19 protein-coding genes are annotated in these 23702 nt (G+C 39.7%); 6 read left to right on the top strand and 13 right to left on the bottom strand.

Annotated elements, in window-relative coordinates:
* Positions 1-18 precede the first annotated feature (18 nt).
* The 3 genes from P767_RS0111345 to P767_RS0111335 all read right to left on the bottom strand — a co-directional run bounded on the left by P767_RS0111345 (position 19) and on the right by P767_RS0111335 (position 4798).
* The gene (locus tag P767_RS0111345) at positions 19-2418 is read right to left on the bottom strand and encodes a DEAD/DEAH box helicase (RefSeq protein ID WP_026764590.1); all 2400 of its coding nucleotides are present in this window, start codon (positions 2416-2418) and stop codon (positions 19-21) included.
* Between the two features lie 8 nt (positions 2419-2426).
* Positions 2427-3731, bottom strand: a complete 1305-nt coding sequence (gene rmuC, locus P767_RS0111340; protein ID WP_051417321.1) for a DNA recombination protein RmuC — start codon at positions 3729-3731, stop codon at positions 2427-2429.
* Positions 3732-3805: 74 nt separating this feature from the next.
* A complete protein-coding gene (locus P767_RS0111335; RefSeq protein WP_026764588.1) occupies positions 3806-4798 on the bottom strand; it encodes a helix-turn-helix transcriptional regulator in 993 nt (330 codons plus the stop codon).
* 147 nt (positions 4799-4945) lie between these two features.
* Here P767_RS0111335 and P767_RS18365 point away from each other — a divergent pair, with 147 nt between their 5' ends.
* Positions 4946-5743 carry a hypothetical protein gene (locus P767_RS18365; protein WP_157611497.1) on the top strand — a complete coding sequence of 266 codons (798 nt, stop codon included), beginning with the start codon at positions 4946-4948 and terminating at the stop codon, positions 5741-5743.
* Here P767_RS18365 and P767_RS17720 read toward each other — a convergent pair.
* Positions 5663-7339: an ATP-binding protein gene (locus tag P767_RS17720; protein WP_051417320.1), complete on the bottom strand. Its 1677-nt coding sequence runs from the start codon at positions 7337-7339 to the stop codon at positions 5663-5665. The two genes, P767_RS18365 and P767_RS17720, sit on opposite strands and share 81 nt — an antisense overlap.
* A gap of 75 nt (positions 7340-7414) precedes the next feature.
* Here P767_RS17720 and P767_RS0111320 point away from each other — a divergent pair, with 75 nt between their 5' ends.
* Together P767_RS0111320 and P767_RS0111315 are read left to right on the top strand one after the other, a co-directional pair.
* Entirely contained in the window at positions 7415-8215 is an 801-nt protein-coding gene (locus P767_RS0111320) for a GNAT family protein (protein WP_026764587.1), read from the top strand.
* Between the two features lie 96 nt (positions 8216-8311).
* A complete protein-coding gene (locus tag P767_RS0111315) occupies positions 8312-9784 on the top strand; it encodes a Fic family protein (protein ID WP_026764586.1) in 1473 nt (490 codons plus the stop codon).
* Here P767_RS0111315 and P767_RS0111310 read toward each other — a convergent pair.
* Positions 9778-10533, bottom strand: a complete 756-nt coding sequence (locus P767_RS0111310; protein WP_245586880.1) for a glycoside hydrolase family 16 protein — start codon at positions 10531-10533, stop codon at positions 9778-9780. The genes P767_RS0111315 and P767_RS0111310 overlap by 7 nt on opposite strands.
* 139 nt (positions 10534-10672) lie before the next feature.
* On the opposite strand from P767_RS0111310, the gene P767_RS0111305 reads away from it, so the two are divergent.
* The gene (locus P767_RS0111305; protein WP_026764584.1) at positions 10673-11101 is read left to right on the top strand and encodes a DUF6526 family protein; all 429 of its coding nucleotides are present in this window, start codon (positions 10673-10675) and stop codon (positions 11099-11101) included.
* 23 nt (positions 11102-11124) lie between these two features.
* On the opposite strand, the gene P767_RS0111300 is transcribed toward P767_RS0111305, so the two are convergent.
* The 8 genes from P767_RS0111300 to P767_RS17715 form a co-directional block, all read right to left on the bottom strand.
* On the bottom strand, positions 11125-12891 hold the full coding sequence (locus P767_RS0111300) for a DUF885 family protein (RefSeq protein WP_026764583.1): 1767 nt from the start codon (positions 12889-12891) through the stop codon (positions 11125-11127).
* Positions 12892-12975: 84 nt separating this feature from the next.
* The gene (locus tag P767_RS0111295) at positions 12976-13977 is read right to left on the bottom strand and encodes a 4-hydroxyproline epimerase (protein WP_026764582.1); all 1002 of its coding nucleotides are present in this window, start codon (positions 13975-13977) and stop codon (positions 12976-12978) included.
* Between the two features lie 65 nt (positions 13978-14042).
* The gene (locus P767_RS0111290) at positions 14043-15584 is read right to left on the bottom strand and encodes an aldehyde dehydrogenase (NADP(+)) (RefSeq protein WP_051417318.1); all 1542 of its coding nucleotides are present in this window, start codon (positions 15582-15584) and stop codon (positions 14043-14045) included.
* Between the two features lie 63 nt (positions 15585-15647).
* Complete coding sequence (locus P767_RS0111285; protein WP_026764580.1) at positions 15648-16571, bottom strand: dihydrodipicolinate synthase family protein; 924 nt, start codon at positions 16569-16571, stop codon at positions 15648-15650.
* 43 nt (positions 16572-16614) lie between these two features.
* The gene (locus P767_RS0111280; RefSeq protein ID WP_026764579.1) at positions 16615-17268 is read right to left on the bottom strand and encodes an HAD family hydrolase; all 654 of its coding nucleotides are present in this window, start codon (positions 17266-17268) and stop codon (positions 16615-16617) included.
* A gap of 55 nt (positions 17269-17323) precedes the next feature.
* Positions 17324-18319, bottom strand: a complete 996-nt coding sequence (locus tag P767_RS0111275; RefSeq protein ID WP_037351771.1) for a glycosyltransferase — start codon at positions 18317-18319, stop codon at positions 17324-17326.
* 73 nt (positions 18320-18392) lie between these two features.
* A complete protein-coding gene (locus tag P767_RS16885; RefSeq protein WP_051417317.1) occupies positions 18393-20453 on the bottom strand; it encodes a TonB-dependent receptor domain-containing protein in 2061 nt (686 codons plus the stop codon).
* A 47-nt stretch (positions 20454-20500) separates the two neighbouring features.
* On the bottom strand, positions 20501-20884 hold the full coding sequence (locus P767_RS17715) for a hypothetical protein (protein WP_051417316.1): 384 nt from the start codon (positions 20882-20884) through the stop codon (positions 20501-20503).
* A gap of 85 nt (positions 20885-20969) precedes the next feature.
* Here P767_RS17715 and P767_RS0111260 point away from each other — a divergent pair, with 85 nt between their 5' ends.
* Both P767_RS0111260 and P767_RS0111255 read left to right on the top strand, forming a co-directional pair.
* A complete protein-coding gene (locus P767_RS0111260; protein ID WP_026764577.1) occupies positions 20970-22571 on the top strand; it encodes an N-acyl-D-amino-acid deacylase family protein in 1602 nt (533 codons plus the stop codon).
* Positions 22572-22621: 50 nt separating this feature from the next.
* Complete coding sequence (locus P767_RS0111255; RefSeq protein WP_026764576.1) at positions 22622-23686, top strand: DUF1611 domain-containing protein; 1065 nt, start codon at positions 22622-22624, stop codon at positions 23684-23686.
* Positions 23687-23702 lie beyond the last annotated feature (16 nt).

Raw genomic sequence — 23702 nt, 5'->3', positions numbered from 1 at the left:
GTATGCTACTAACGAAGTTTACTTACGATAAAGCTTATTTTCATAAGCTTCTTCTTGATCGAAAGTGATTTTTACTTTACTTTCCTTAATATATCTACTTTTAAAATCAATATACTTTGAATATAATTGAGGATTTTTTATCCTTATAGGAATATTTTGTTCTATAAAATCAAAAAGGCCATGATCACCATTAGACCACCTAATGTAAGAATGCCCTTGTTCCAAATTACATCCTAATGATGAGAGTCTACTTTGAAAAAGTAATTTCATTAGAGCTCTTATATCATCTTGTGTTATATACTTTTTTTGCTTGTTTATTGAATCAATTTCATCATTAATATATTGTTCATTTAAAAATGAATCTTCTAAGTTTTCCTGAATTTGTTTTTTAGTAAGTTCTGCCTGCTCAATAGCAACTTCAATCTCTCTCAGTTTTTGCTCAATTGCATCTGGCGATAATTTACACCCATAAATAATACTTTCAAGTCCTTCGTTAGTAGAGAATATGCTATCATCAGAGCTTAATATATCTTCTAATCCGCCAATTGACTGATCAAATATGTGTATGCGATTAAGTAATCTCTCAAATATTTGATCTTCAATTGTATCTTGAATACATAAATTATAAATATGAATTACGTCAGAATTTTGACCAATCCTATCAATTCTACCAATGCGTTGTTCTACCACCATTGGATTCCATGGCAAGTCATAATTAACCAAAGCGTCGCAAAATTGCATATCTAACCCTTCACTCCCTACTTCTGAAGACAGCAAAACAAGTGGTTTAATACTAAGTTTAAACTTATCAACTTGCTCCTGACGATTACTAATTGGAGTGTCCCCATCAATCTTTATGGTTTGTATATTATTGGCATTTAGTAATGTCTCAAGATATCTTAGAGTATCTTTAAAAAAAGAAAACACAATCAACTTTTTGCCATTTTGTACCACGACTTTCTCGACAATTTTTCTGAATTCTTTGAATTTAGAGTCTTCGAAGTCAATGGAAGAATTAAAATCATTAGAGATATATTTTTCAATGTAAACAGGTAAACAACTTGTAGCTTGTCGTTTTCTTGTAACTAATTTCAAAGGAGTATCTTCAAAATCATATAAAATTGATTCATATAAATCCATTTCAGATGGAGTAAAATATACTGGTATCTTTTCTGCCCTTCTAGTTACCGTTTTAATATTTGTTTGTACTTCGCGCCTTCTTGTTCTAGTGATAATATCTTGGAATGAATTTAAATCGGCAAGTTTCTTTTTTAACAACGCAACATCAGATGGCCTGAAATCAATTATCTTATTCATGCTTATTACTGATTGAAATAAAATATCGTTTTTAAATCTATCAGTTAGTTTAACCACCTGCGAATATGAGTAAGAATCATCTAAGAGCGTATATTTTAAAGTGATTTCCTTATTTACTAAATCAGAAATAACTTTTTTAGGATTAACCCCTAGATTTATTTTATTTAATGCATCTATGAAAGGATTACTTAATTCAAGATGATCCATAAAAAGTGAGTACCCGAAATCCATATTTTGTTTTGGATCTTTGTAATTATCATAACGAGGCTCAAGAATTTTTACAAGACTGTATAAATTTTTTAAAGATGTCATTACTGGGGTTGCAGTAAGAAAAATACAATTAACTGTAGTTTCAAGAATTTTTTTAACGGCTTTATGTTTAATTGTTTCTTCATTACGCAAAATATGAGCTTCGTCGATAATTAACATATCAAAATAGTAATGCTCTTTTTGCATTAACTCTAAGATTTCTTGACTAGCTTTCTCCTTATAATCATAATTTATAATTCCAAATATTGCTTTTTGGCCAACCTTTGAGTCTTCTTTGATTTTAGAAATTAATTCTTGGCGATTATAAATTTTAAAATCAAATCCAAATTTCAGTTTTAATTCTGTTTGCCATTTTTCTTTTAATGATGCCTTACAAATAATTAAACAGTTTTTAATTTGATCTCTAAGGAAAAGTTCAGTTAAAATATAACCAGCTTCAATTGTTTTACCCAAACCCACTTCATCAGCAATCAATAATCTTCTATTTTCAGATTTTAAAAATTTACTCAAAGGCTTAAACTGATATGGTAGAAATGTAGTTTTAGAGGATTTTAGTGTTGCAATAATATCATTGTTATTCCCAAACATTTTATTTATAACAATTCGAACAATGTATTCTTCTTTCGTTTCATAATTAAGTTGTCGAAATAAATCAATCGGACTTGGGTTCTCAACCTTATATCTAATATTTCCCTCCATTTCAGTCACTAAATCACCAGTATCAAGCATAATACCATAATAAGTAATGAAGCCACTCTGCTTAACAGTACTAATTATTCCATGGATGTCATCCCTATTTATTAGAGTAACTCTATCGTTAATTTTAAACATTACATTTACTATTTCAACTCATAAATAATTTTATCCGGAATCTGTTTCTGTGCTTTGGCACCCATCTTCTTCAATTCTTCTGCACGACCCACTAGGTTTCCTCTGCCCGTACTCAATTGATTAAAAGCAACCTTATACGATTCCTGTGCGGCTTCAATCTTCTTGCCCACATCTTCTAAGTTACTGATGAAGCCTACAAACTTATCATACATCATACCCGCTTTCTCCGCAATCTCAATGGCATTTTGGTTTTGCTGTTCCACTTTCCAGAGGTCGGCAATAATTTTTAGGACCGCCAATAAATTCGTGGGGCTTACCAACATGATATTTTTATCATAGGCATACTTCCACAAATTCGTGTCTTTTTTCACCGCTTCTAAAAACGCGGGCTCAATCGGAACAAAGAGCAATACATAATCCAATGCCTTCGCATATCGGGGATAATTCTTTTTACTCAGCCCATCAATATGCGACTTTAAGGAACTCAAATGCAAGCTCATCGCTTTGTTGCGTTCGGTTTCCTCTTCGCTGTTTACATATTGTTCCCAATGCACCAAGGAAACTTTAGAGTCTATAATAATCGTGCGTTGATCGGGATACTTCACCATCACATCTGGCTGTAAGCCCCGTCCTTCCTCGTCTTTAATGATATTGCCAGCAGCGTCCCGAATGAATTCTTGGGTTACAAATTGATTGCCTTTAATCAGTCCGCTGTTTTCTAATATGCTTTCCAACAACATTTCGCCCCAGTTCCCCTGGGTCTTGTTATTGCCTTTAAGTGCGGTGGTTAAATTATTCGCTTCCTGACTTACTTGCTGGCTCATGGTGATCAGTCGGTCTATCTCAGCCTTTAACACATGACGATCCTTGGCTTCTGCCACATATACATCTTCCACTTTCTTCTTGAACTCACCTAGTTCTGTTTTCAATGGCTTTAAGATTTCGCCAATTTTTTCTTCGCTCTTCACACGCAATTGTTCGCTGCTGTTCTGCATCACTTTATTAGCGATTTCAGCGAACTCTAATTTTAATTGGGCACCCAGTGAGGTATTGGTTTCTTTGGCTTCTTTCAAAGCAGCCTGGCTATTTTCTAGAAGGGCTTCCGTTTTAGAAAGACGGCTAAGCAGTTGCTCTTTCTCGGTTTGCAACAAAGCACGAAAACTCAATTGCTCTTGCAATTGCATTTCTTTCTGTCTCACTTGCTCTTGTAAAACAGTCAGCGCGGCGGCTGTTCGAGACTTCGCAAAAAATAGGGTGGCTAAAATGGCTAACAGCACTAATCCACCCCCAATAACAATTACCATTGGGTCCATAGTCAATATTTTGAACAAATATAAGCGGGGGGTCTGCCACCTATTGGCAGAGTGGTAACAATTGGGGAGGAGGGTTAAGCGTACAGCGCAGCCATTTCTTGCACAGTTGCTTTTATTTGATTTTTTAAGGTTTTAGGAGCCAACACTTTCACCTGCTTTCCATAAGAAAGAATGGTCATGATTAACTCAGTTGTAATATACACATGATATTCTATTTCTACAATATCATCATTTTGTTTTAACAGTTTTTGTGAGTGATGCAAGGGCTGGTTTAATACAAAGGGCGCCTGAAATGCTGTAAACTGCAATACCACTTTCTCGGGCTTCGCTTCGTGTATCTGTGTAATGCCAAAAGAGTATTGAAAGAATTCCTGGGGATCAAAACTGTCTACTTTAATATATCGGCTCTTACTATCCGCAATGGTTTTGATTCGGTCAAGGGCAAACATCAGTAAGTTCTTGGCCCTATCCGAATAGCCCACTACATACCAACAGTTGCGATACTCTTTTAATAAGTGGGCAGAGAACTGATGTACTTTGGCTTCCCGGCCATAGCCTTGATACGTTACTTCCAATGCTTTCTGGTGAATAATACTCTGCAACAGCTCTTCTAAGAAAGGACTGTTCTGCGGCCGCACGGGTTCTTCTACTTGTAAAATTTGATGCTGGGCAATGCCTTCAATTTTACTGATGCGGTAACCTTCAATTACTTTATTAATGGCATTTTCAAATTGCTGAAATATTCTGGTACCACGGATTTGCTGCAATAATGCCGTAGAAAAATCCAGGGCTTCAATTTCTTCACCCGTTAAAGGAAATTCAGAAATTGAGAATTTTTTCTCGCTGTAATAGTAGCCTCCCCGCTGTTTATCATAAACTATCGGCGCCCCATATATTTCCTTCATGGCCGCTAAATCTTTGTTCAGCATCGAGATAGAAATGGGCTTATCCAACTGCGAAGCAATTTTTTGCTGAATGAACTCCAGCGTTGGATAGGGGTGCATGCTATTGGTTAAACAGCCATCAATAATTCTATAACGTAAAACAGCAGATTTGTTTTTCGGCATTACCAATAGGTTACAATCAGGGAAAATAGTTTTGCTTCGTCAATAGCCAGGCGGATATTTCGGGGGGGATTGATTCCTGTGCTATTGGCACTATTGTTAAAGGTACACCTTAGTTTTGATTCTTCCCTGCAACGTAATTTTGTCCCCTTGAAATTTCCATTGACCATAGGATTAAATAGTAGTAACGAAGCGCAGCAAATAGATTTGGCGCAAGTGCCGCTTTTGATGGTGTCTTACTCTTTTTCGAGTGAGCTGGAGCCTTTTATGCGGGAGCTTTTATTAGCGGAGTCCGCGGGGATTACAGCCTCCGAATTAGGAAAACCTTACTTTATTGGCAACAGCAGGTATGTTTTTCCTGCAGACCCAAATGACTGTTCCTATTTCTGTACCGACGAACCCGAAAACAGCACCCATAGTAACCGATCCAAATTATTGAACGCAGTCTTGCGTGAAATGCAGTCTCGATCCCGCATTATGAAACAAAAGCGCATTATAAGTTTTGAGAAATACCATGCCCTCAATCTATGGAACACCATAAAACTTCCTTACCAACTGCTCATCATAGACGATATTTGGAATTTAGTACAAGCCAAGCCTACTTCTTTAAGTATACAATTGTTTCGGATTATTCTGAACGGACCCGCAGTGGGCATACATACGGTCATAGGCAGCAATCTGTCATATAGAAACCTGCTGCAACATTTGATGGAACTAAATCCCCCCATCCGAAAAATGCTACAAGAAAAATACGGCATTCCCGAACCCACCCAAATCAGCACCATTGCCCACGAGCTTATTCTCTCCCCAGACAACCTGGTCTTCTACAAAAAACCTGGCTCTATGGATTTGGGAAAACTATACCCGCTAAGCCCTTTTCATAAATCCTATAGGCTGTGTTTTTTGTTTGCCCATTCCTTGGCGCTCCTCTGCACAGAGTTGTTCTAATAAAACCAGCGTATCTATATCGGGATGGAGCATTTTCTCTACCAACATTTTCTTATTGATATTGATAAACTGTGCACCCGTTAGCGCATAGCGATCATTCAATTGCTGTAAAAAATGAATGGGCAGGTGGGGATAATGGTGCTGCATCATTTGTAGCCGAACTTCCTTGTCGGGGTTTTTAAATTCTACCTTATAAAGAAACCTTCGGTTAAAAGCCTCATCCAAGTTGGACGCCAAATTGGTAGTGGCAATAAAAATGCCTTCAAAATCTTCTAGGTATTGCAGGAGTATATTCTGCATGGCGTTGTTCATTTGGTCTACACTGCTGTTCACGGCTATTCGCTTTGCAATCAATGCATCCGCCTCGTTGAATAACAATATGGGATGCAAGTCAAAATGCTGTTTGGCCTGCATGTATTCTTTAAAGATTCTTCGAATATTTTTTTCTGATTCGCCTACATACATATTTCGAATAGAAGCGGCATCTACCATCAACAAATTCCTGCCAGTTTGCAATGCCAACTGCTTAGCCAGTGCGGTTTTCCCTGTTCCTGGCGCCCCATGAAATAGTAAAGTGAATCCTTTATTGGTTCCTTTAATTTGATTGCATAGGGCAATATAATTTTCCTCCAACAAGGCATTTTGCAAAGGCTGAATATGCCTAGCCACAGTGCCATTAAAGAACAGGGGCTCTGCCTCAATTTTCTGGGATTCAATTAAAGTGCATACCCGTGTTGAAAAGGTTTTCTTTAGCAGTAGGGTTCCTTCATGAAAAAACTCCTCGTAACTTTTCTTACTTAGAGAGCCCAACTCGCATTGCATAAACTGATTGGGTTCCAATTCAATTAAATCGTGTAATAACAAGGCACTTACTCCGGTTAACAAACAGTTTTGGATCTGACGGGCTTCCTCTTTATTTGCTGCTGCCTTCTTGATTAGTTCGGGCAAATTAGACAAATCAATATTTTCAAATGTTTCTGATACCAATTGAAACAACAGTAATTTTTCTGCAGTACTGAGTTCAATTTTTTTCAACCATTGAATTTCCCTAAAATGCTTATTCGTTATTAATATTGATTCAACTTCGGCATGCATGGCTTCGCCACTTATGGTATCATAGTCTTTTAAGTGAATTTGCTCATCAATGAGTTCCAATAATTCAACAAAACTTTTTACTGGCTTTGCTTTTAGATCCTGTCGATTGCCCGACAAAAGTGCTTTTATCGTTCTCGGATGCATAATCCCTATTATAAAGAATTCATTTTTACCATTTCTGCTTTTGGGTTTTTCTTGTAATCTTCCCTTTTTAATTAAGACTTGTAAGGCTTTATTCATTAGGGGCAACTGGGATAAATCATCTCCAAAATGATTAATAATTTTATCCCAATACACAGTATCATCATTGAGCGCTTTATTTATAAAATAGGTTAGCACATACACTTCAATCTCATTAATCCCAAAAAATGTAGACAGAAGGTTAACCTCTTGTTCAACCCCCAACAAACCAATGGGTTGAATGATTTTATCTTTGGTCTTAGTAAAAACAGTCTGGCAAGATTGAAATAAAACAGTTGGATCAAATTTTTTTGTAGGCATAGATAAGCTTGAGATGCAAAATTGAACTTACCCATTACCATCTATTGGTAAACAGCAGTTTGTTAACTTTATATTATGGAAGCGCACCCTGGTATTTATAAAGGCAAAGTTTTAGACCATGCACTGGCGAATGGATATTTTAGAATGGGCAATGAGCTTTTTACCACCCAGGAAGTACCTATTGGTTATGAAGGCAGAAGAAGGATTACAGACATTGCCTTTTGGCTGAGGCTCAACTTAAGCAAGGCAAAAGAAACCAAAACAACCAGGAGAATTAGAAAAAAATGTGCCGGCTTCACTTATACCATTGAGCCCGCCTATCTAACCCCTGAAATCGAACTTTTGTATTACGAATATTACCTGACCATTCCTTTTGACGGGTACTTTACATGTCGGGAATGTATTCCGGAAATGAATACTGAAGATTCAGCTTTCGATACCTTAATGATCAATATTCGCAATAAAGGTCGTTTGATAGGAGTTGGTTTTTTTGACATTGGCAAACAGGCATTGATGTCTGTTCTGCATTTTTACCATCCCGATTATAAGCGATTCAGTATTGGCAAGTACATCATTCTTCTGACCAAGGATTTTGCCCGGAGTCGCCAGATGGATTTTGTTTATCCTGGTTATTTCCTGATGGGACAGTCCAAAATGGACTATAAGCTTTTCCCACAAAAGGAAGCCATGGAACTGTATTTAACAGATGTCCAAATCTGGGAACCGGTTGAAAAGTTCACCAAAATTGAACTGTATAACTACTATTTTAAAGAGATTTTAGGGGTTGATCTTGTTCAAACAGATGATGTTGCGACTTATTATAAGTCCCAAAAAGAGAAATTGGACGAGTATGGAGAGCCAGAATCACTATTCTAAAATATTTTCCATTTTACCCCTTTATTGCTAATTTATTTTCTGTAAATATAAATAATTATAAAAATTTTTGTCTATTTTAATCATTCAATTGATTTAATGGAAAAAAATGGAGCTGCTGCTTTGGCCGAAATCGTCTTTGGATCGGCCAATTCAGGGGAATCTAAGCGGATTCAGCAGCTGGTTCGCAAGGGACTGGCTTATAAAATTGCACCCCGTGTTTACACCACCAACCTTGCGGATAATACGCATGCAATTGTTCGCAGAAACTGGTTTAGGATTCTAGCCCATTTGTATCCGGGTGCCGTTTTAAGCCATCGCTCTGCCCTGGAATGCAAACCCACCCCGAATGGTCATATTTACCTTACTTATTTATACAATAAAGTAGTAGATCTGCCTGGATTAACCATCCATTTGTTCAAGGGTAAGGGGCCTATTCTGGACGATCAACCCTTTTTCGAAAAGCTGTTTCGTTCCCAAGATGCCCGAGCTTTTCTTGAAAACTGCATGCCCATCCGAAAATCAGAAGAAGCTGCAAAAACGCTAAAATTCGAGGAAATCGCCCAAAAACTTGCCGAAATTCACCAAATTCACTCCAATTCGGCCCTAATTCGGCTAAAAGAGCAGGCCCGGGTTCTGGCCCCCATGCTTGGTTTAGAGAAGGAATTTAAGCAACTCAGTTTGCTCATTAATGCGGAAATCAATGAATCTGCTGATAAGGCAAAACGCCATTCTGGTTTGTTGAGTAACTTGTTGGGTAACCCCTTCCACCTGCCCACTATTCAACTCATGGAAGGTCTTTACATGGCTTTGGCTGGAAAAAACTTCCCCCTGTACACCGACCTGAACACAGCAACAGTTACGTATCAGCACTTCGCTTTTTTTGAAAGTTATTTCTCCCAGTACCTGGTTGGCAATGATTTTGAACTGGCCGAAGCCCGTCATATTATTGAAACGGGCACAGTGGTTGGAGGCAGAAAAGAAGACGGGGAAGACCTCCTGTTCAATTATCAACTGGTGGCCAGCAAGAAAGAAATGGCATTCACCCCAAAAACAGGGGAGGCTTTGCTGGAACTTTTGAAAAAACGCCATGCGAAGTTACTGGCTTCGCGACCCAACAAGTACCCCGGTGAATTTATAGCCAGCTTTAATCCCTCTGGAAAAACAGAATGGGTTTCGCATGAGTTAATTGAAGGGACTTTGTTAAAAGCTTTTGACTGGTACCTTCTTTTACAGGACCCTTTTGCAAAAGCCATTTACCTGCATTGTCTTATTTTAGAAGTGAAACCTTTTTGGGATGGGAACGAAGTATTGGCTTTGATTACGATGAACGCAGAACTGTCTTCGAGGAATCTTTCTAAAATCATCATTCCCATTGTTTATGCCGACGAATATCACCGGTCCTTACAAGAAAATTCCCAACAAAGAGACTGTGAAATGTACATTCAATCGATGCTGAACATATATGCTTTCAGTGCTACGGTGTTGGGAAATACTAAAAATGAAATGGAGCGATACTTACGTTCCTGTCATGCTTTTTATTTACCTAGTCAGGGTAAGCTTCGTTATTGATATACTCTTACATAGTCCACATACATTTTCTGCGGGAATATACTATCGTCTACTCCTTTTACTCCACCCCAGTTGCCACCCACGGCAATATTGATTAACAAATGAAAGCGTTGATCAAAGGGCCATTCGTCAACTCCTTTATGGGTATTCTTAAATTCATTGTACAAGATATTATCTACATAAAATCGAATTTCTTCTGCATCCCATTCAATGCTATACACATGAAAGGCTGTAGACAAATCTTTGAAATTCATGCCCTTGGTTTTCTGTGTTCCTTTCATACCGTTGTACGCATTGGTATGCACGGTTCCTAAAACAGAATCAGGCCAATACCCCACGTTTTCCATGATATCTATTTCACCACTATGCGGCCATCCACCATATTTCCAATCGGTGGGTAACATCCAGATAGCAGGCCACATGCCACGTCCGGCGGGCAGTTTGGCGCGTACATCTATACGTCCATATTTCCAATCGCCCTTGTTTTTCGTTACCAAACGAGCACTGGTATATTGAGCTTCCCCCATTTTTTCTTTACGCGCTTCTACCACAAGCATACCATTTTCTACACGGGCATTATTCGTGTTTTTATACGTATAGTATTGTAATTCATTGTTACCCCATCCACAAATATTGGGGCAGCCCATGGCGGTATCATAACCCCATTTTTTAGCATCTGGCAAACCTTTGCCGTTAAACTCATCGGACCAAACCAGTTTAATAAAAGATGATTTTTGGGTTTGAGCCATGGCCGCATATGATCCCAAGCAAAGCACACCGAGTAGTATACAATTTTTCAAACGCATGCTGATTTTGATTTTTGTATCCTAAATCTAATTAAGTTTAAAATGATGGGCAAAGGATTATATTTGAATCAAACAAACCATTATGAAACAACAGAATTATAAGAATCACAGTCAGCTGGTATTTGGCTGGCATGGAATTACCTTCTTTGCTATTCTTGCCTTATTAATCGGCTCCTTTGTTAACCTAAGTCATTCAGCGCCAGAAAACATCTATTCCGCTTCTTTGATTTGTGTGATTGCTGTAATCTGTGGTTTTTTCTTTGCCTACATCCGCATTTTTGCCTTAAAAGCACAAGACAGGGCTATCAGAGCCGAAGAGAATCTTCGTCATTTTGCTTTAACGGGTAAACTATTGCCATCTCAATTACGCATCGGACAAATCATTGCACTGCGTTTTGCATGCGACGAAGAGTTTCCTGCATTGGCCGCTAAAGCCGCTGCAGAAAACTTATCGAACAAAGAAATTAAGTTGAGCATCCAAAATTGGAGAGCAGACTGGTACCGCGTATAATTGTTTTAGCACGCTATCGCGCTTTATTGCTTTTCATAAAAGCGCCAGTTCGTAGCAAAATCTTCGGTGAGTGGCTGTTTGGTTAAAATAGCCCTCACCATTTCTACTGGCATGGCATTGAGTTTCATAACCTGGTCATGAAATTCTTTGTAACTCATTTTTTTACTGTCTACCAATTCCTTTTTCAATGCATAGAACTGACGACCGCCAGTTAAGTAAGCCAATTGATACAATGGAGGATATCCACCAGTAAAAGATCTTCTTACTTCGCCTTCTGCGTTTGCGCGTTCGTGTCCCACTTTGTCTACCAAGAAATCAATACACTGTTGTGGAGTCCATTTGCTGGTATGATAATTCAAAGAGAAAATAATTCTGGCGCAACGATGCATATGCCAGAACAACATGCCAATGCGGTCTTCCGGTGTTTTGGCAAACTGCATATCCCATAAAATCAATTCCCAGTATAATGCCCAGCCTTCAGACCAGAAAGGCGTTCCGAAATTTCTATAGGTTCTGTTTCGCTGATTTACAAACTGCTGCAGATTGTGTCCTGCAATTAATTCATGATGCACCACGGCTTTTGAAAAATGTGGATTGTTTCCTCGCATACTCATCATTTTATCGGGATACGTCATGGTGTTGGTGGGATAAGAAATCAAAATATCTGCACCCCCTAAAAAGAAAGGAGCCACCAGTTGTCTCTCCGGACTCATCATCATCATACCCCAGGTTTCTTCGGCCAAAGGCGGAATCGTGATCAATTGATTCTTCTTTAAGAAGTCAATGTTCTCGTTGTATAATCTCAAAATCAGTTCTGGCTGCTTACCCTCGGGCACATAAGTATTCTTTACTTTCTCTAATGCTGCTTTCCAATCATTGCCAAAACCCATTTCTTTAGAAGCTTTCAGCATTTCTGCTTCGCACCAGGCAAATTCCTTATTCGCCACTTCAATTAATTCTTCTGGCGTGTAAGGAATCATCTCGTGCTTTAATTGTCTAATCAAGGATTCTCTTCCAGCTTGTACACCCACGATTCCACTTTTATCAGATGCCGTTAAACTGCTGTTGGCTTTGGCTTTAAACGCATTGGCATAAGCGGTTAAACTTTCATCCAATGACTTCTGTGTTACCGGAACCCACCAGCTAAACAATGGATCGTATCCATTGTAAAATTCAAAAATACTTTGTACTGCATTGCGCGCATTCGTGATAGCAGCGGTTGCAGCAGCTACTTCATCCGGCTCTATGCTGTTTACTTTTTTTAACTGATCCTGCAATTGCTTTACTTCGGTTACAATATCATTCCAGTCCTTGGCTACCGCTTTTGCATCGGGCTGTCCGCCTCTTCTTCTTACTTGCTCCAGCGCATAAATTTTATCAGTAAATCCCACCCACTGCTTTACTTTTTGCAGGTTGGCCACATCCAGATTCAGCTGTTCTAATCGACTTGCTAAATCCCGCTTGAATAAAATATAATCAGCTTTACATTCCTGAGAAAGATTTTTAAAATTTACAGCAGCCAATTGTGCCTGATACTCTTTAATTAGTTTTTGCAGTCTTTCATTTTTCTCGGGGGATCCAATACTCCAGTCTGCACCACCGCCGCGGGCATTATTCAATGCCGGACTATAATAACGGTTCAGCACTCTGCTATCTGCATTGAATCGCTGAATCAATGTGGGCATTTCCTGACAAGGTATCCATTCATTGGCAGACACTTGTGCATGTGTTGCAAGGGTCATGGTAGCAGAAATGGTTGCCATTCCGAATGCTAGTAATATACTTTTCATAAATCGCTTTTACAGTGATGTGAATTTTATTTCTATAACTATTCTTTTATGATTGTTTCAATATTCATGTATAATAACTGCTTCTTAAATCACCTGAAACCCATGCGCATAAGGATCTTCGTCGTCAATAATAATGGTATTATATCCGGTAATTCTGGCCCATCCTTCTATACCAGGAATAATGGCAGGCTTTCCTGCTACAGTTGTAGTGCCTTCAATGGTACCATTGAAGATGGAACCAATAATACTTTCATGTACAAAAACATCTCCTTGTTTCAATAGGCCTTTTGTGTACCACTGCGCCATTCTAGCCGAAGTGCCCGTACCACAGGGAGAACGATCAATGGCTTTGTCTCCGTAAAAAACAGCATTGCGGGCTGTAGAACTTTCTTTCAAGGGTTTACCCGTCCATAGCAAATGGCTGAGTCCCTTAATATGTTCATTCTCCGGATGCACAAAAGAATAATGCTCGTTCAAATATTTTCTGCATTCACGGCTCCAGCTAATGAGCTGATCGGCGGTATAATGTTCAAGGCCGGGAAAGTTTTCCTGTGGATCTACAATGGCATAGAAGTTTCCACCATACGCAACATCCACATGAATCGTTCCTAATCCACTACACTCCACTTTTAAATCGGTGGCATACAAAAAAGCAGGCACATTGGTCAGCTTTACGGAGTCTACTTTCTTCCCTGTTTGCTTGTATTCTATCAACACCAGACCTGCAGGGGTTTCTATACGAAGCTTCCCCGGAACTTTAGGTTCAACCAACCCTTCTTCTATAGCAATGGTAATGGTACCAATGGTTCCATGACCACACATAGGCAGGCAGCCACTGGTTTCAATGTATAAAACGCCAATATCGTTTTGCGGATCGGTTGGTGGATACAAAATGCTCCCACTCATCATATCATGACCACGGGGTTCAAACATCAGACCCTTTCTGATCCAGTCGTATTCACGCAAAAAATGTAATCTTCTTTCCATCATGGAATTTCCTTCCAGTAATGGACCTCCGCCCGCAACCAATCTTACCGGGTTACCACAGGTATGTGCATCTATACAAAAGAATTTTTTATGTGCCATAGCGTTGAAATTTTTTTATGAATAGCTATTGTAAATCAATATTCGTTTTGTCAAAATGAGGTGGTTTAAACCGATGCCTTTGTTAAAACCCCATTGATTAATCTTAAAATATTTGCTTCATTTTCATTGCGCAGATACAGGGGTAGCAATGCATCCGGACAATCCTGGTAACAAACGGGTCTCGCAAAACGGCGGATAGCTTCAGGACCCACTGAAGTAGTTCTTGCATCTGTTGTTGATGGAAAAGGTCCACCATGAACAATGGCATTACATACTTCCACACCTGTTGGTACATTATTGAAAATCAGTCTGCCTACTGCCTGTTGCAAATGATCTATCAGATTTTCATTCGCTTTCAATTCTTGTTCACTGCCATAAACAGAACCAGTTAACTGTCCTTCTAAAGAAGCAATCGCTGCATTCATTTCATTCATGTCTTTACAGAGCACCAATAAACTGCAGGGACCAAATACTTCTTTTTGCAAAGCAGGCGTTGCCATAAAATGCGCAGCCTTTGTTTGCATTAATGCCGGCATAGCCTGATGGTTTTCTTCCAGATTATTTCCTTCAAATAAAACCTGAATATTTTCCTGATTCGCCAGGCTGGCTTTGTCTTTATAATAAGCATGGCAGATGGTGGGATTCAGCATCGTTGCAGGTGCTACTGCTTTGAGTGCATTCACTAATTCCTGCGCAAAAGTTTTTGCAGCTGCATCATCAATCGCAAATAACAAACCAGGGCTGGTACAAAACTGTCCCACGCCAAGGCTGATAGAACCTGCCAGCGCAGAAGCAATAGCTGTTGTTTTTTCAGCAAGTATTTCAGGTAATAAAACAACCGGATTAATGCTACTCATTTCTGCATACACCGGTATGGGTGTTTTTCTTTTTTGTGTAGCGGTGGTATACAATGCCATTCCCGCTTTATACGAGCCGGTAAATCCGATGGCTTTGATTCTTTCATCCATGGCCAGTTGCTGACCTAAAACAGTTCCTGTTCCTACCAGGGTTGCAAACACACCCTTGGGCATATGGGTTTTTTCTGCGGCTCTAATAACCGCTGCAGCCACCATTGCATTCGTAGCCAAATGCGATTCATGTGCTTTCACAATTACCGGACAACCCGCTGCCAATGCAGAAGCCGTGTCGCCACCTGCCGTTGAGTAAGCAAATGGAAAATTGCTGGCACCAAATACCAGCACCGGACCAATGGGTTGCAAGATTCTTCTTAAATCGGCTCTGGGAATGGGCTGGCGGTCGGGCATAGCCGTATCAATCACCGCATCACACCAGTTGCCCTCTCTCAACAATTTTGCATAGAGGTTCAACTGCGTGCAGGTTCTGCCTCTTTCTCCGGTTAACCGGGCCAATGGCAAAGCCGTTTCTTCCTGCGCTTTTTGCAGCAATGCATCGCCGCAGTTCATGATTTCTTCTGCAATAGCTTCTAAAAAAACAGCGCGCTCAATAAAAGTTTTTTTGGCAAAGGGGATAAAAGCCGCCGAGGCTTCCATCAACGCTGCTTCTATTTCAGCAGGAGAATGGATGGCAAAGGTTTCAGGAAGAAACGCTTTTTGAACCGTACTATAAGATTGTAAATGGTTTGACATGAAAAAATCAATACGCTTTTTGAAAACTAAATTCAGTTAAAAAATCAACCCTCTCTGCAACCTTTAGGAATGCAGTGAAAGATAATCAGGCAACACCGGTCTGCAGGCCAATGCATCTTCTATAGTCTTTGTTACCCGCTGCAATTCTTCTCCCTTTAATGCCAAACGTGGCGCCCTTACATGCGGAGATCCAATGCCGGTATGGGTTGCAGCCAATTTAATATACTGCACCAGCTTAGGATGAATATCCAGTTCCAGCACCGGTAGAAACCAGCGATAAATAGAGAGGGCCTCTGCTAAGCGGCCAGCTTTAATCAACCTGTATATGGCAACAGTCTCTCTGGGAAATGCATCCACCAAACCGGCAATCCATCCATCGGCTCCCAAACACAATTCTTCCAGTGCCAGGGTATCTACGCCACATAATATTTTAAAGCGATCTCCAAAACGGTTTTTCATGCGCGTTACATTCGACACATCACGTGTTGATTCTTTTACGGCCTGAATGTTTTTGCATTCAGCCAAAGCAGCAAACATGTCTAATGTTACTTCAATTTTATAATCTACCGGATTATTGTAAATCATAATGGATTGGGGAGTAGCATTGGCTACTGCTTTAAAAAAAGTAACCGTTTCTTCATCATCCGACTTGTATCGCATGGGAGGTAAAAGCATAAAGCCATCAGCACCTGCATCCGTTGCGGCTTTTGCAAATGCCACTGCGGCTTTGGTGGTAGATTCGGCAATATTAAGAATTACCGGGAATCCATCGCCCACTTCATTCTTGGCAATTTGCAGCAACTGAATTTTTTCTTCATTCAGCAGTGTACTGGCTTCACCTAAAGATCCACCAATAATTACTCCATTTGCTCCTGCTTCTGTCTGAGCTCGCAGGTTCTTGATAAACAGCACTTCATCTATGCTTTCATCTGCATGAAAGGGGGTTAGTAAAGCAGGATATACTCCTTTCCATTCGGGGTTGGCCATCGGTTTATATTTAAACAACCAATTTAACCAAAACAAATGGATTTTAGGGTATTAAATGCTTTAGCGTATGGTAGTCTTTTGTGTAGGCAATAATATTATTATATCCGCTGAATTCTTCTTCTGAATGCATGGTAGTAATGGCCACTGCTTTCATGCCCGCATTGGCTGCAGCTTCAACTCCTTTGGGTGCATCTTCAAATACAATGCAATTTTCAGGAGCTACTCCCAGTTCGGCCGCACCTTTTAAAAACACATCCGGATTGGGCTTACTTACCGGCACATCAAATGCACTTACCACACTGGAAAAATAGGTTCTGATTTTCAAACCATCCAATACAAAATCAATGTTGAAAGGAATAGCTGCAGATCCAATGCCCATGGGTATTCCGGCCAGACGGGCCGCTTCCAGAAAGTCTATTAATCCGGGAAGAGCCTGCATATCGGGTCGGTAAATTTCCTGGTATTTTCTTTCCTTGGCCATTTCAATTTCATGTACTTGTTCCGGACTAAAATGTCCCTTGCCAAATACCCGATCCAGCAACTCTGAGTTCTTCCCATACATCTGTGCAGCCACTTCTTCAAAACTCATATTGGCTCCCAGCTCATTCACCAATACATGGTACCATACTTTTTTGTGGTAGGCCATATCGTCTACAATTGTCCCGTTCAAATCAAATAGAAATGCAGTTGATGCCATTCAGAATGGTTTCTTGCAAAAGTATTGAATGTTAGCAGTAAAACGATTGCGGGATTTATTTATACCGCATGGCAATTTTAAATAACAATTTCAGATAAGACTTAACCGAATAAGCATTCACCTGAAACTTCATAGCATCTTTAGCTACAATTAAAGCTTCTTCTTTATCATGGTTGGCATGGTATTGCCGATGGGCCAGATTCGCAAAATAAAATGCATAGTTTTTTCTGGAAGCTTTCTCTGACTCTACTCTTAAGTGCTCAGGTAAATGGGCAATATTGTAGAGCATGGTATTGTATATATCAAAGAAGTTCTTTCGGTTTTTGAAAGAAATGGCAGTAATATTCTGATCGTGGTTGCGATATTTTGCCAACACTTCAGGATGATAGGCCACTGGGTATTTTGCAGCAATTCTATTCCACATTAACCAGTCTTCGCAACAGTGAACCATATAAAATGAACCCAGGTCTTCGTACACACTTCTTTTTACTACAACAGCAGGGGGTTCCAGCCACTGACGAATAGCAATGCGCTGATGCCAGTTTTTTAATAAGCCCCTTTCGTCGCCCACCGGTGCATTTTCCCAAACCACCTTACCATTATCATCAACAGCCTTCCAATCTGTACAGGCTGCCCCAGCATCAGGAAAATCTTCAAACAAACGAGTAATTGCTTTATAAAATCCAGGCTCAACGTAGTCGTCTCCATGTAAAATATGTACATATTCGCCCACAGACCGCTTGATACAGGTTTCAAAATTCCGGACATTCCCCACATTTACAGGTTGTCTGTAATATCCCACTCTTCCATTTCCTACCCTTTCCACAATAGCAGCAACATCACCCTCCGTACTAACATCATCCACCACTTCAATCTGCATGATTTCCGAACCCATGTCTTGTACCAGAATTGAATTCAAGGTTTGTTCCAGATACACCAGTCCATTATACACAGGAACCATAACCGACCATTTTAATCTTTTGGTACCAGCAGGAAGCGGGGGGATAATTGGAGGCGTAGAGGGAATTCTTTCAAAAACAGTTTCAGTCATTCATGAGTGAATTGGGTAACTAAAAATAGTGTTGTTTAAGCAAACAACACTATTTTACCAGATTAAGTCTTACTTAAAAAGTATAAGACATCATGAAGACAAAATTTCTACCCGGAGCATTCAAAGGCAAATTATTATTGATGAATCTGCTTAAATGTTCTCTATAGGTAATGTTGAATACATTTTGTGCTACTGCAGTCAATTGAATTTTTGTTGCCGGTTTCCATTTTACGCCAAGATCGGTAACAGTAAAATCAGCAGTGGCTTTTTCATTAAAAGCAGTGGAAACCCGATTCTGTGCAAAGCTCTGGCGAATGGATAAATAAGGTTGCAGCTTACTATTCAATAAATCTGCAGTTAATTTATACCTGATTTCGAATGGATTCATTTCGGGTAAGGGTTGATGCAACACCCCGTTCTGTCCACGGACATAGGCCATAGAAATATCCTGATTCAATACTTTGGCCAGTTGCTGATTCCAGCTTACTTCAAACCCAATAATACTTGCTTCTTTTACATTAATGAATTTACGAACGCCGGGAGAAGTAGTAACCACAGGTTTTAAACTCGGGTCTACAATGGTAGAAATATAATCGGTAAGAAATGCATAGTATCCGTTTATCTGAAACTGTGTATTCTCTGTTTTGTAACGCAAAAGAAAATCTATCTGTGTATTGGCTTCCGGTTTTAAATGCGGGTCTCCCACTACTTCATACGCATCCAGCCCTACTGGCAAAGAGTTGATAAACTTTTCAGTAATGCTGGCACTTCTAACACCATGGCCTAACCATAAAGAAGCCTGCCAGTTTTGATTGAAATACCGGCTGATACCTGCACTGATGCTGGCATTCAGGTCATTGGCAACCAGGGTTGAATTCGCCGCTACTGTTTTAGCTGCAGGCTGGTTGGGTTTGGAATGCACCCAATCCATTCTGCCTGATACAGTTAATTGGTACAGGCCCATCTTTTTTTCAGTGTGTACAAAAGCACCTGTTCTTAGTATAGAACCCTGTTGCCAGAGGGTATCATAAAATGTTTTTCCTGCCATCATTCCAGTTAGCATTTTTCTGGACCGGGTACCATTGGCATATTCATACTTTATATCTGCTCCAATATACCAGACGGTTGTGGGCCTTCTGATAGTAATTTCTGTTCTTCCTCCACTGGTTTCGGTATTGGCATAAACATGCGACAACATAGTGGCAGAAGCAGGTCTTAATCCATTCCCCATCTGGTGATCTACCAGTGAAGTATATACCTGTGTATTCCACTGACTATACCATTTTTGCTGCGCATTCACCTGATATTTACCTTGAATCATCCAGGTATCATCGCTTAACAAATCCATCATTAAAGTAGGAAAGCTGGTATTACGTGTCATATTTCGGGTGATATTAACAGAAGCAATCTTGCCTGCCTTCAGCAGATAGGCTGCACTTAAATTCAGGGCTGTTCTGTTAAAAACACCGGGCAGTAAGTTTCCGCTTCCATCTTTGTAATCGTCTCCTGCAGAATAGGAAAGAGCAGCAGCAGTCTGAAACTTCTGTGTACTCAAATTTATAAAGGCTTCAGTTCTTCTATTGGCACCATTGTTTTCATAGCCAGCACCAATACGGCCATTGACTACCGCTTTATCTGAAAAAACAGGATCATTCATTTTAAAATTGATGACAGCTCCTGTTGAAGGTCCGTAACGGAAATTATGCGGCCCTTTTAATAATTCAATCTCTTTAATCTGATTAATCATAACCTGACTGCTGGGGGGATCCATGCGATTGGGACAGGCCTGATGCGCACCTACTGCACCATCAGTTACCAGGTTTAACTGCTCCCACTTGAATCCGCGGAAGACGGGATCAAATCCAAAATTGCCTGATTTGCGGATGGCATTAAAGCCCGCTATCTGTGTCAACACTTGTGTTGCATCGTGTTGAATCCAATCGGCAGACTTTAACTGGTAGGTTTTCTGAGGTGTTTTTCCTTTAACGGAATACACGCTTACAGGAGCCAGGGTTCTGCTGAAAAAAGAGTCGTTATATACTTTCTGACCATTAATAATATTGAATGGTTGTACGGTTAGGGCAAAAGCCGGTATAAGAAGGCTCGGCAGCGCCTTCATAGAACGAATGTTCATGACATTGTTTTTAAGTGATTTGAAAAATTTTTCAGACTAAAAAAATGTCATACCAGCTGTGGGGGATGAAAAATATTGCTTGTATATCCTGACTTTACTAATGCAGGTTGTTCATAAAATTGAATTCTTTGTTCGTGTACATCAAAATAAGTTTCGGAAAGAAAAGCATTTTGATTACACATGATTTCACCGGGCAGGTTGAGTTGGTACGCCGCTTTTTCTGCAGACCGCTGTTGCTCTTTCTCTGATTCCTGCATTTTTTGTGTTAACTGACACTTGCCTTTACATTGTAAAGCAGGTTTCGCCTTATTAACACAATTCTGTAAATAGATGGCACGATTGATGGCATAATCTGCTTTTAGTACATATCCCGAAAATACCTGCACCAACAAAGCACCCAGCATCAATAATATCATTCCGTTCCTTGCCATAAACACAACACAAAATTGCCTCCCTTTTGAGAATTAATTTATGATTCAAATCATGTTCAATAATTTTATAGACAATCAACTGTGAATGAAAAAATTCAGCTTCTCCAATCTCCTTCCCACTCTGTTCATCGGAACCTTTCTTGTACTGGCAGCAAAGACAGCAATGAGTTTTCCTTATAAATACTGGCAACCTACTGGAAATAACAAAATTCAACCATCAGATGCTGGCAAATCCACGCTAATAAAAAATGTCTGGATTGTGGATGGAACGGGTGCTACCCCTGTTTTTGGTGCTGTAAGAATCCAGGGAAATAAAATTCTGGCAGTGGGTAACTTAACACCAGTTGCAGGAGAAACCGTTATTGATGGCCGTCAACAATATCTAACTCCCGGTTTCATAGATTCACATAGTCATCATTTTGGCAGTCTGAAAAAAGAACCTCAGGGGATTGCTATGACCAACCAGGGTATTACCACAGTATTGATTGGACAGGATGGTGACAGTTATCCAATGGACACCCTTCAGTCTTTTTTTTCTAAAAACAAAGTAGCAGTAAATGTAGCCAGCTATACCGGTCATAGCAGCCTTCGCGAAAAAATCATGGGCAGAAACAATGTTTTCAGAGCAGCCAGCTTAACAGAAATCAACAAAATGAAAAAAGCATTGGCCACTGATTTACAAAAAGGTTCTTTTGGTTTATCAACTGGATTAGAATACGAATCTGCGTTTTACAGCAGCAAAGAGGAAGTGATTGCACTGGCTCAGGTTGCAGCAGATTTTAAAAGAGGATATATCAGTCATATCCGCAGCGAAGACATTCAATTAAAAGATGCCATTGATGAAATCATAGAAATAGGAAAAAGAACAGGCATACCGGTTAAACTTTCGCATATTAAGATTGCCAATAAAAAAGACTGGGGAAAAGCAGGAATGGTAATACAAACTTTAGACAGTGCAAGAAAAGCAGGCATTGATATTACTGCAGACGTATATCCTTACACATTCTGGAATTCTACATTAAGGGTACTGTTTCCCGATAAAAAATTCACCAGTTTAAAAAGTGCCGAACTGGCAACACAACAGTTGTTTGATCCCGAAGAATCCGTGCTGGTTCGTTTTGCCCCCAATCCTTCCTATGCGGGCAAAACCATTGCAGCCATTGCAAAAGAAAGAGAGGAGTCTACTCCCGCCACACTAATACAATTAATTAAAATGGCTGAAGCATATAAAAAAGCTAACCCTGGCGCAGGCAGTGTGGAAGCCTTGGCGGGCAAGTCTATGCTGGAAGCTGATGTAATTGATTTTATGCAATGGGAGCACGCCAATTTTTGTTCGGATGGTGCAGCAGGCGGGCATCCACGTGGGTATGGTGCATTTACCAGAATATTGGGTAAGTATATCAGAGAGCAGAAAATACTTTCATTGTCAAATGCCATTTATAAAATGACAGGGTTAACTGCAAAGCATTTACAAATTGAAAAAAGAGGTGTAATTGCAGCAGGTAATTTTGCCGACCTGGTTCTGTTAAATCCGGATATTGTAGAAGACCATGCCACTATTGAAAACAGCAAAGCCCTTTCAACTGGCATCAAAATGGTTTGGGTAAATGGAGAAATGGTTTATCAAAATCAAATTGCCACCAATCTGTTTCCTGGTGTGCTGATTAGAAAGAGTCTTTTGAAATAAATTAATTTCATTCCATATGGATGTTTATAAATTGAACCAAGATTTTAAAAATGAAAAAAAAGGCTTTTGTATTAACAAATGGATTGTACCCTACCTCCGACGCAAAAACAGCACATGGATTGGTTAGAGGTACAGAGCGTTTTTTAATAAACGGTGTGATTGATCAGGCAGCTACTGCAGAAAAAGATGCGGGAGAACTACTGGATGGAGTAAACAGAGGAATACCTGTTTATGCCAACCTTAAAACAGCTTTACAAGCCCATCCCGATACAGCAGTGCTGGTAATTGGTGTAGCAACCGTTGGTGGTGTATTACCTGCAGACATGCTTCTTATTATCAAAGCCGCTATTGAAAAAGGACTATCTATCGTAAATGGATTACACGATTACTTAACAGATCATGCAGACATTGTTGAACTGGCTAATAAAAATAGAGTCTGTCTTACAGATATCCGAAAGCCGAAGAAAAGAGCAGACCTGCATTTTTTTACCGGAGATGTTTTTAAACTCTCTACTCCGGTAATTGCTGTGATTGGAATGGATTGTGCCATGGGAAAAAGAACCACTGCCAGAATGCTGAAAGAAGCCTGTGTGCAAGAGCAGATTAAAGCCGAAATGATCTATACAGGTCAAACAGGATGGTTGCAGGGAAATGAGTATGGTTTTATTTTTGATTCTACCCTGAATGATTTTGTTTCAGGTGAATTGGAAAATGCTATTCTAACTTGTGCAAAAGAAGCGCAGCCCGCTATTATTTTTTTAGAAGGGCAATCTGCATTAAGAAATCCCACCGGTCCCTGTGGACTGGAGTTCCTGATTTCCGGAAATGCCAAACATACCATTCTGGTTTTTGCTCCTAAAAGAATTTATTTCGATAACGAACCGCATTGGGGTAAAATACCGTCTGTTGAATCTGAAATTGAAATCATTGAAAAATTTGGTTCTAAAGTTATTGCGTTAGCCATGAATACTGAGGACTGCACAAATGAAGAAGCTTTAGAACTAAAAGCCCAATACGAAGATAAATTACAGCTGCCGGTACTGGCGCCTTTGCAAAAAGGAGTTGGCGAGTTGATACCTGTATTGAGGAATATCATTGATCAGGTTTCAAAATGATAGCACCTTAATAAAA

It is taken from the genome of Sediminibacterium salmoneum NBRC 103935 (assembly GCF_000511175.1).
Classification (GTDB): domain Bacteria; phylum Bacteroidota; class Bacteroidia; order Chitinophagales; family Chitinophagaceae; genus Sediminibacterium; species Sediminibacterium salmoneum.
This window is presented reverse-complemented; position numbering and strand designations above follow the sequence as displayed.

Coding starts and splice junctions, on each gene's coding strand:
- P767_RS0111345 (WP_026764590.1), bottom strand. CDS start 2,418: ATGTTTAAAATTAACGATAGAGTTACTCTAATAAATAGGGATGACATC.
- rmuC (WP_051417321.1), bottom strand. CDS start 3,731: ATGGACCCAATGGTAATTGTTATTGGGGGTGGATTAGTGCTGTTAGCC.
- P767_RS0111335 (WP_026764588.1), bottom strand. CDS start 4,798: ATGCCGAAAAACAAATCTGCTGTTTTACGTTATAGAATTATTGATGGC.
- P767_RS17720 (WP_051417320.1), bottom strand. CDS start 7,339: ATGCCTACAAAAAAATTTGATCCAACTGTTTTATTTCAATCTTGCCAG.
- P767_RS0111320 (WP_026764587.1), top strand. CDS start 7,415: ATGGAAGCGCACCCTGGTATTTATAAAGGCAAAGTTTTAGACCATGCA.
- P767_RS0111315 (WP_026764586.1), top strand. CDS start 8,312: ATGGAAAAAAATGGAGCTGCTGCTTTGGCCGAAATCGTCTTTGGATCG.
- P767_RS0111310 (WP_245586880.1), bottom strand. CDS start 10,533: ATGGCTCAAACCCAAAAATCATCTTTTATTAAACTGGTTTGGTCCGAT.
- P767_RS0111305 (WP_026764584.1), top strand. CDS start 10,673: ATGAAACAACAGAATTATAAGAATCACAGTCAGCTGGTATTTGGCTGG.
- P767_RS0111300 (WP_026764583.1), bottom strand. CDS start 12,891: ATGAAAAGTATATTACTAGCATTCGGAATGGCAACCATTTCTGCTACC.
- P767_RS0111295 (WP_026764582.1), bottom strand. CDS start 13,977: ATGGCACATAAAAAATTCTTTTGTATAGATGCACATACCTGTGGTAAC.
- P767_RS0111290 (WP_051417318.1), bottom strand. CDS start 15,584: ATGTCAAACCATTTACAATCTTATAGTACGGTTCAAAAAGCGTTTCTT.
- P767_RS0111285 (WP_026764580.1), bottom strand. CDS start 16,571: ATGGCCAACCCCGAATGGAAAGGAGTATATCCTGCTTTACTAACCCCC.
- P767_RS0111280 (WP_026764579.1), bottom strand. CDS start 17,268: ATGGCATCAACTGCATTTCTATTTGATTTGAACGGGACAATTGTAGAC.
- P767_RS0111275 (WP_037351771.1), bottom strand. CDS start 18,319: ATGACTGAAACTGTTTTTGAAAGAATTCCCTCTACGCCTCCAATTATC.
- P767_RS16885 (WP_051417317.1), bottom strand. CDS start 20,453: ATGAACATTCGTTCTATGAAGGCGCTGCCGAGCCTTCTTATACCGGCT.
- P767_RS17715 (WP_051417316.1), bottom strand. CDS start 20,884: ATGGCAAGGAACGGAATGATATTATTGATGCTGGGTGCTTTGTTGGTG.
- P767_RS0111260 (WP_026764577.1), top strand. CDS start 20,970: ATGAAAAAATTCAGCTTCTCCAATCTCCTTCCCACTCTGTTCATCGGA.
- P767_RS0111255 (WP_026764576.1), top strand. CDS start 22,622: ATGAAAAAAAAGGCTTTTGTATTAACAAATGGATTGTACCCTACCTCC.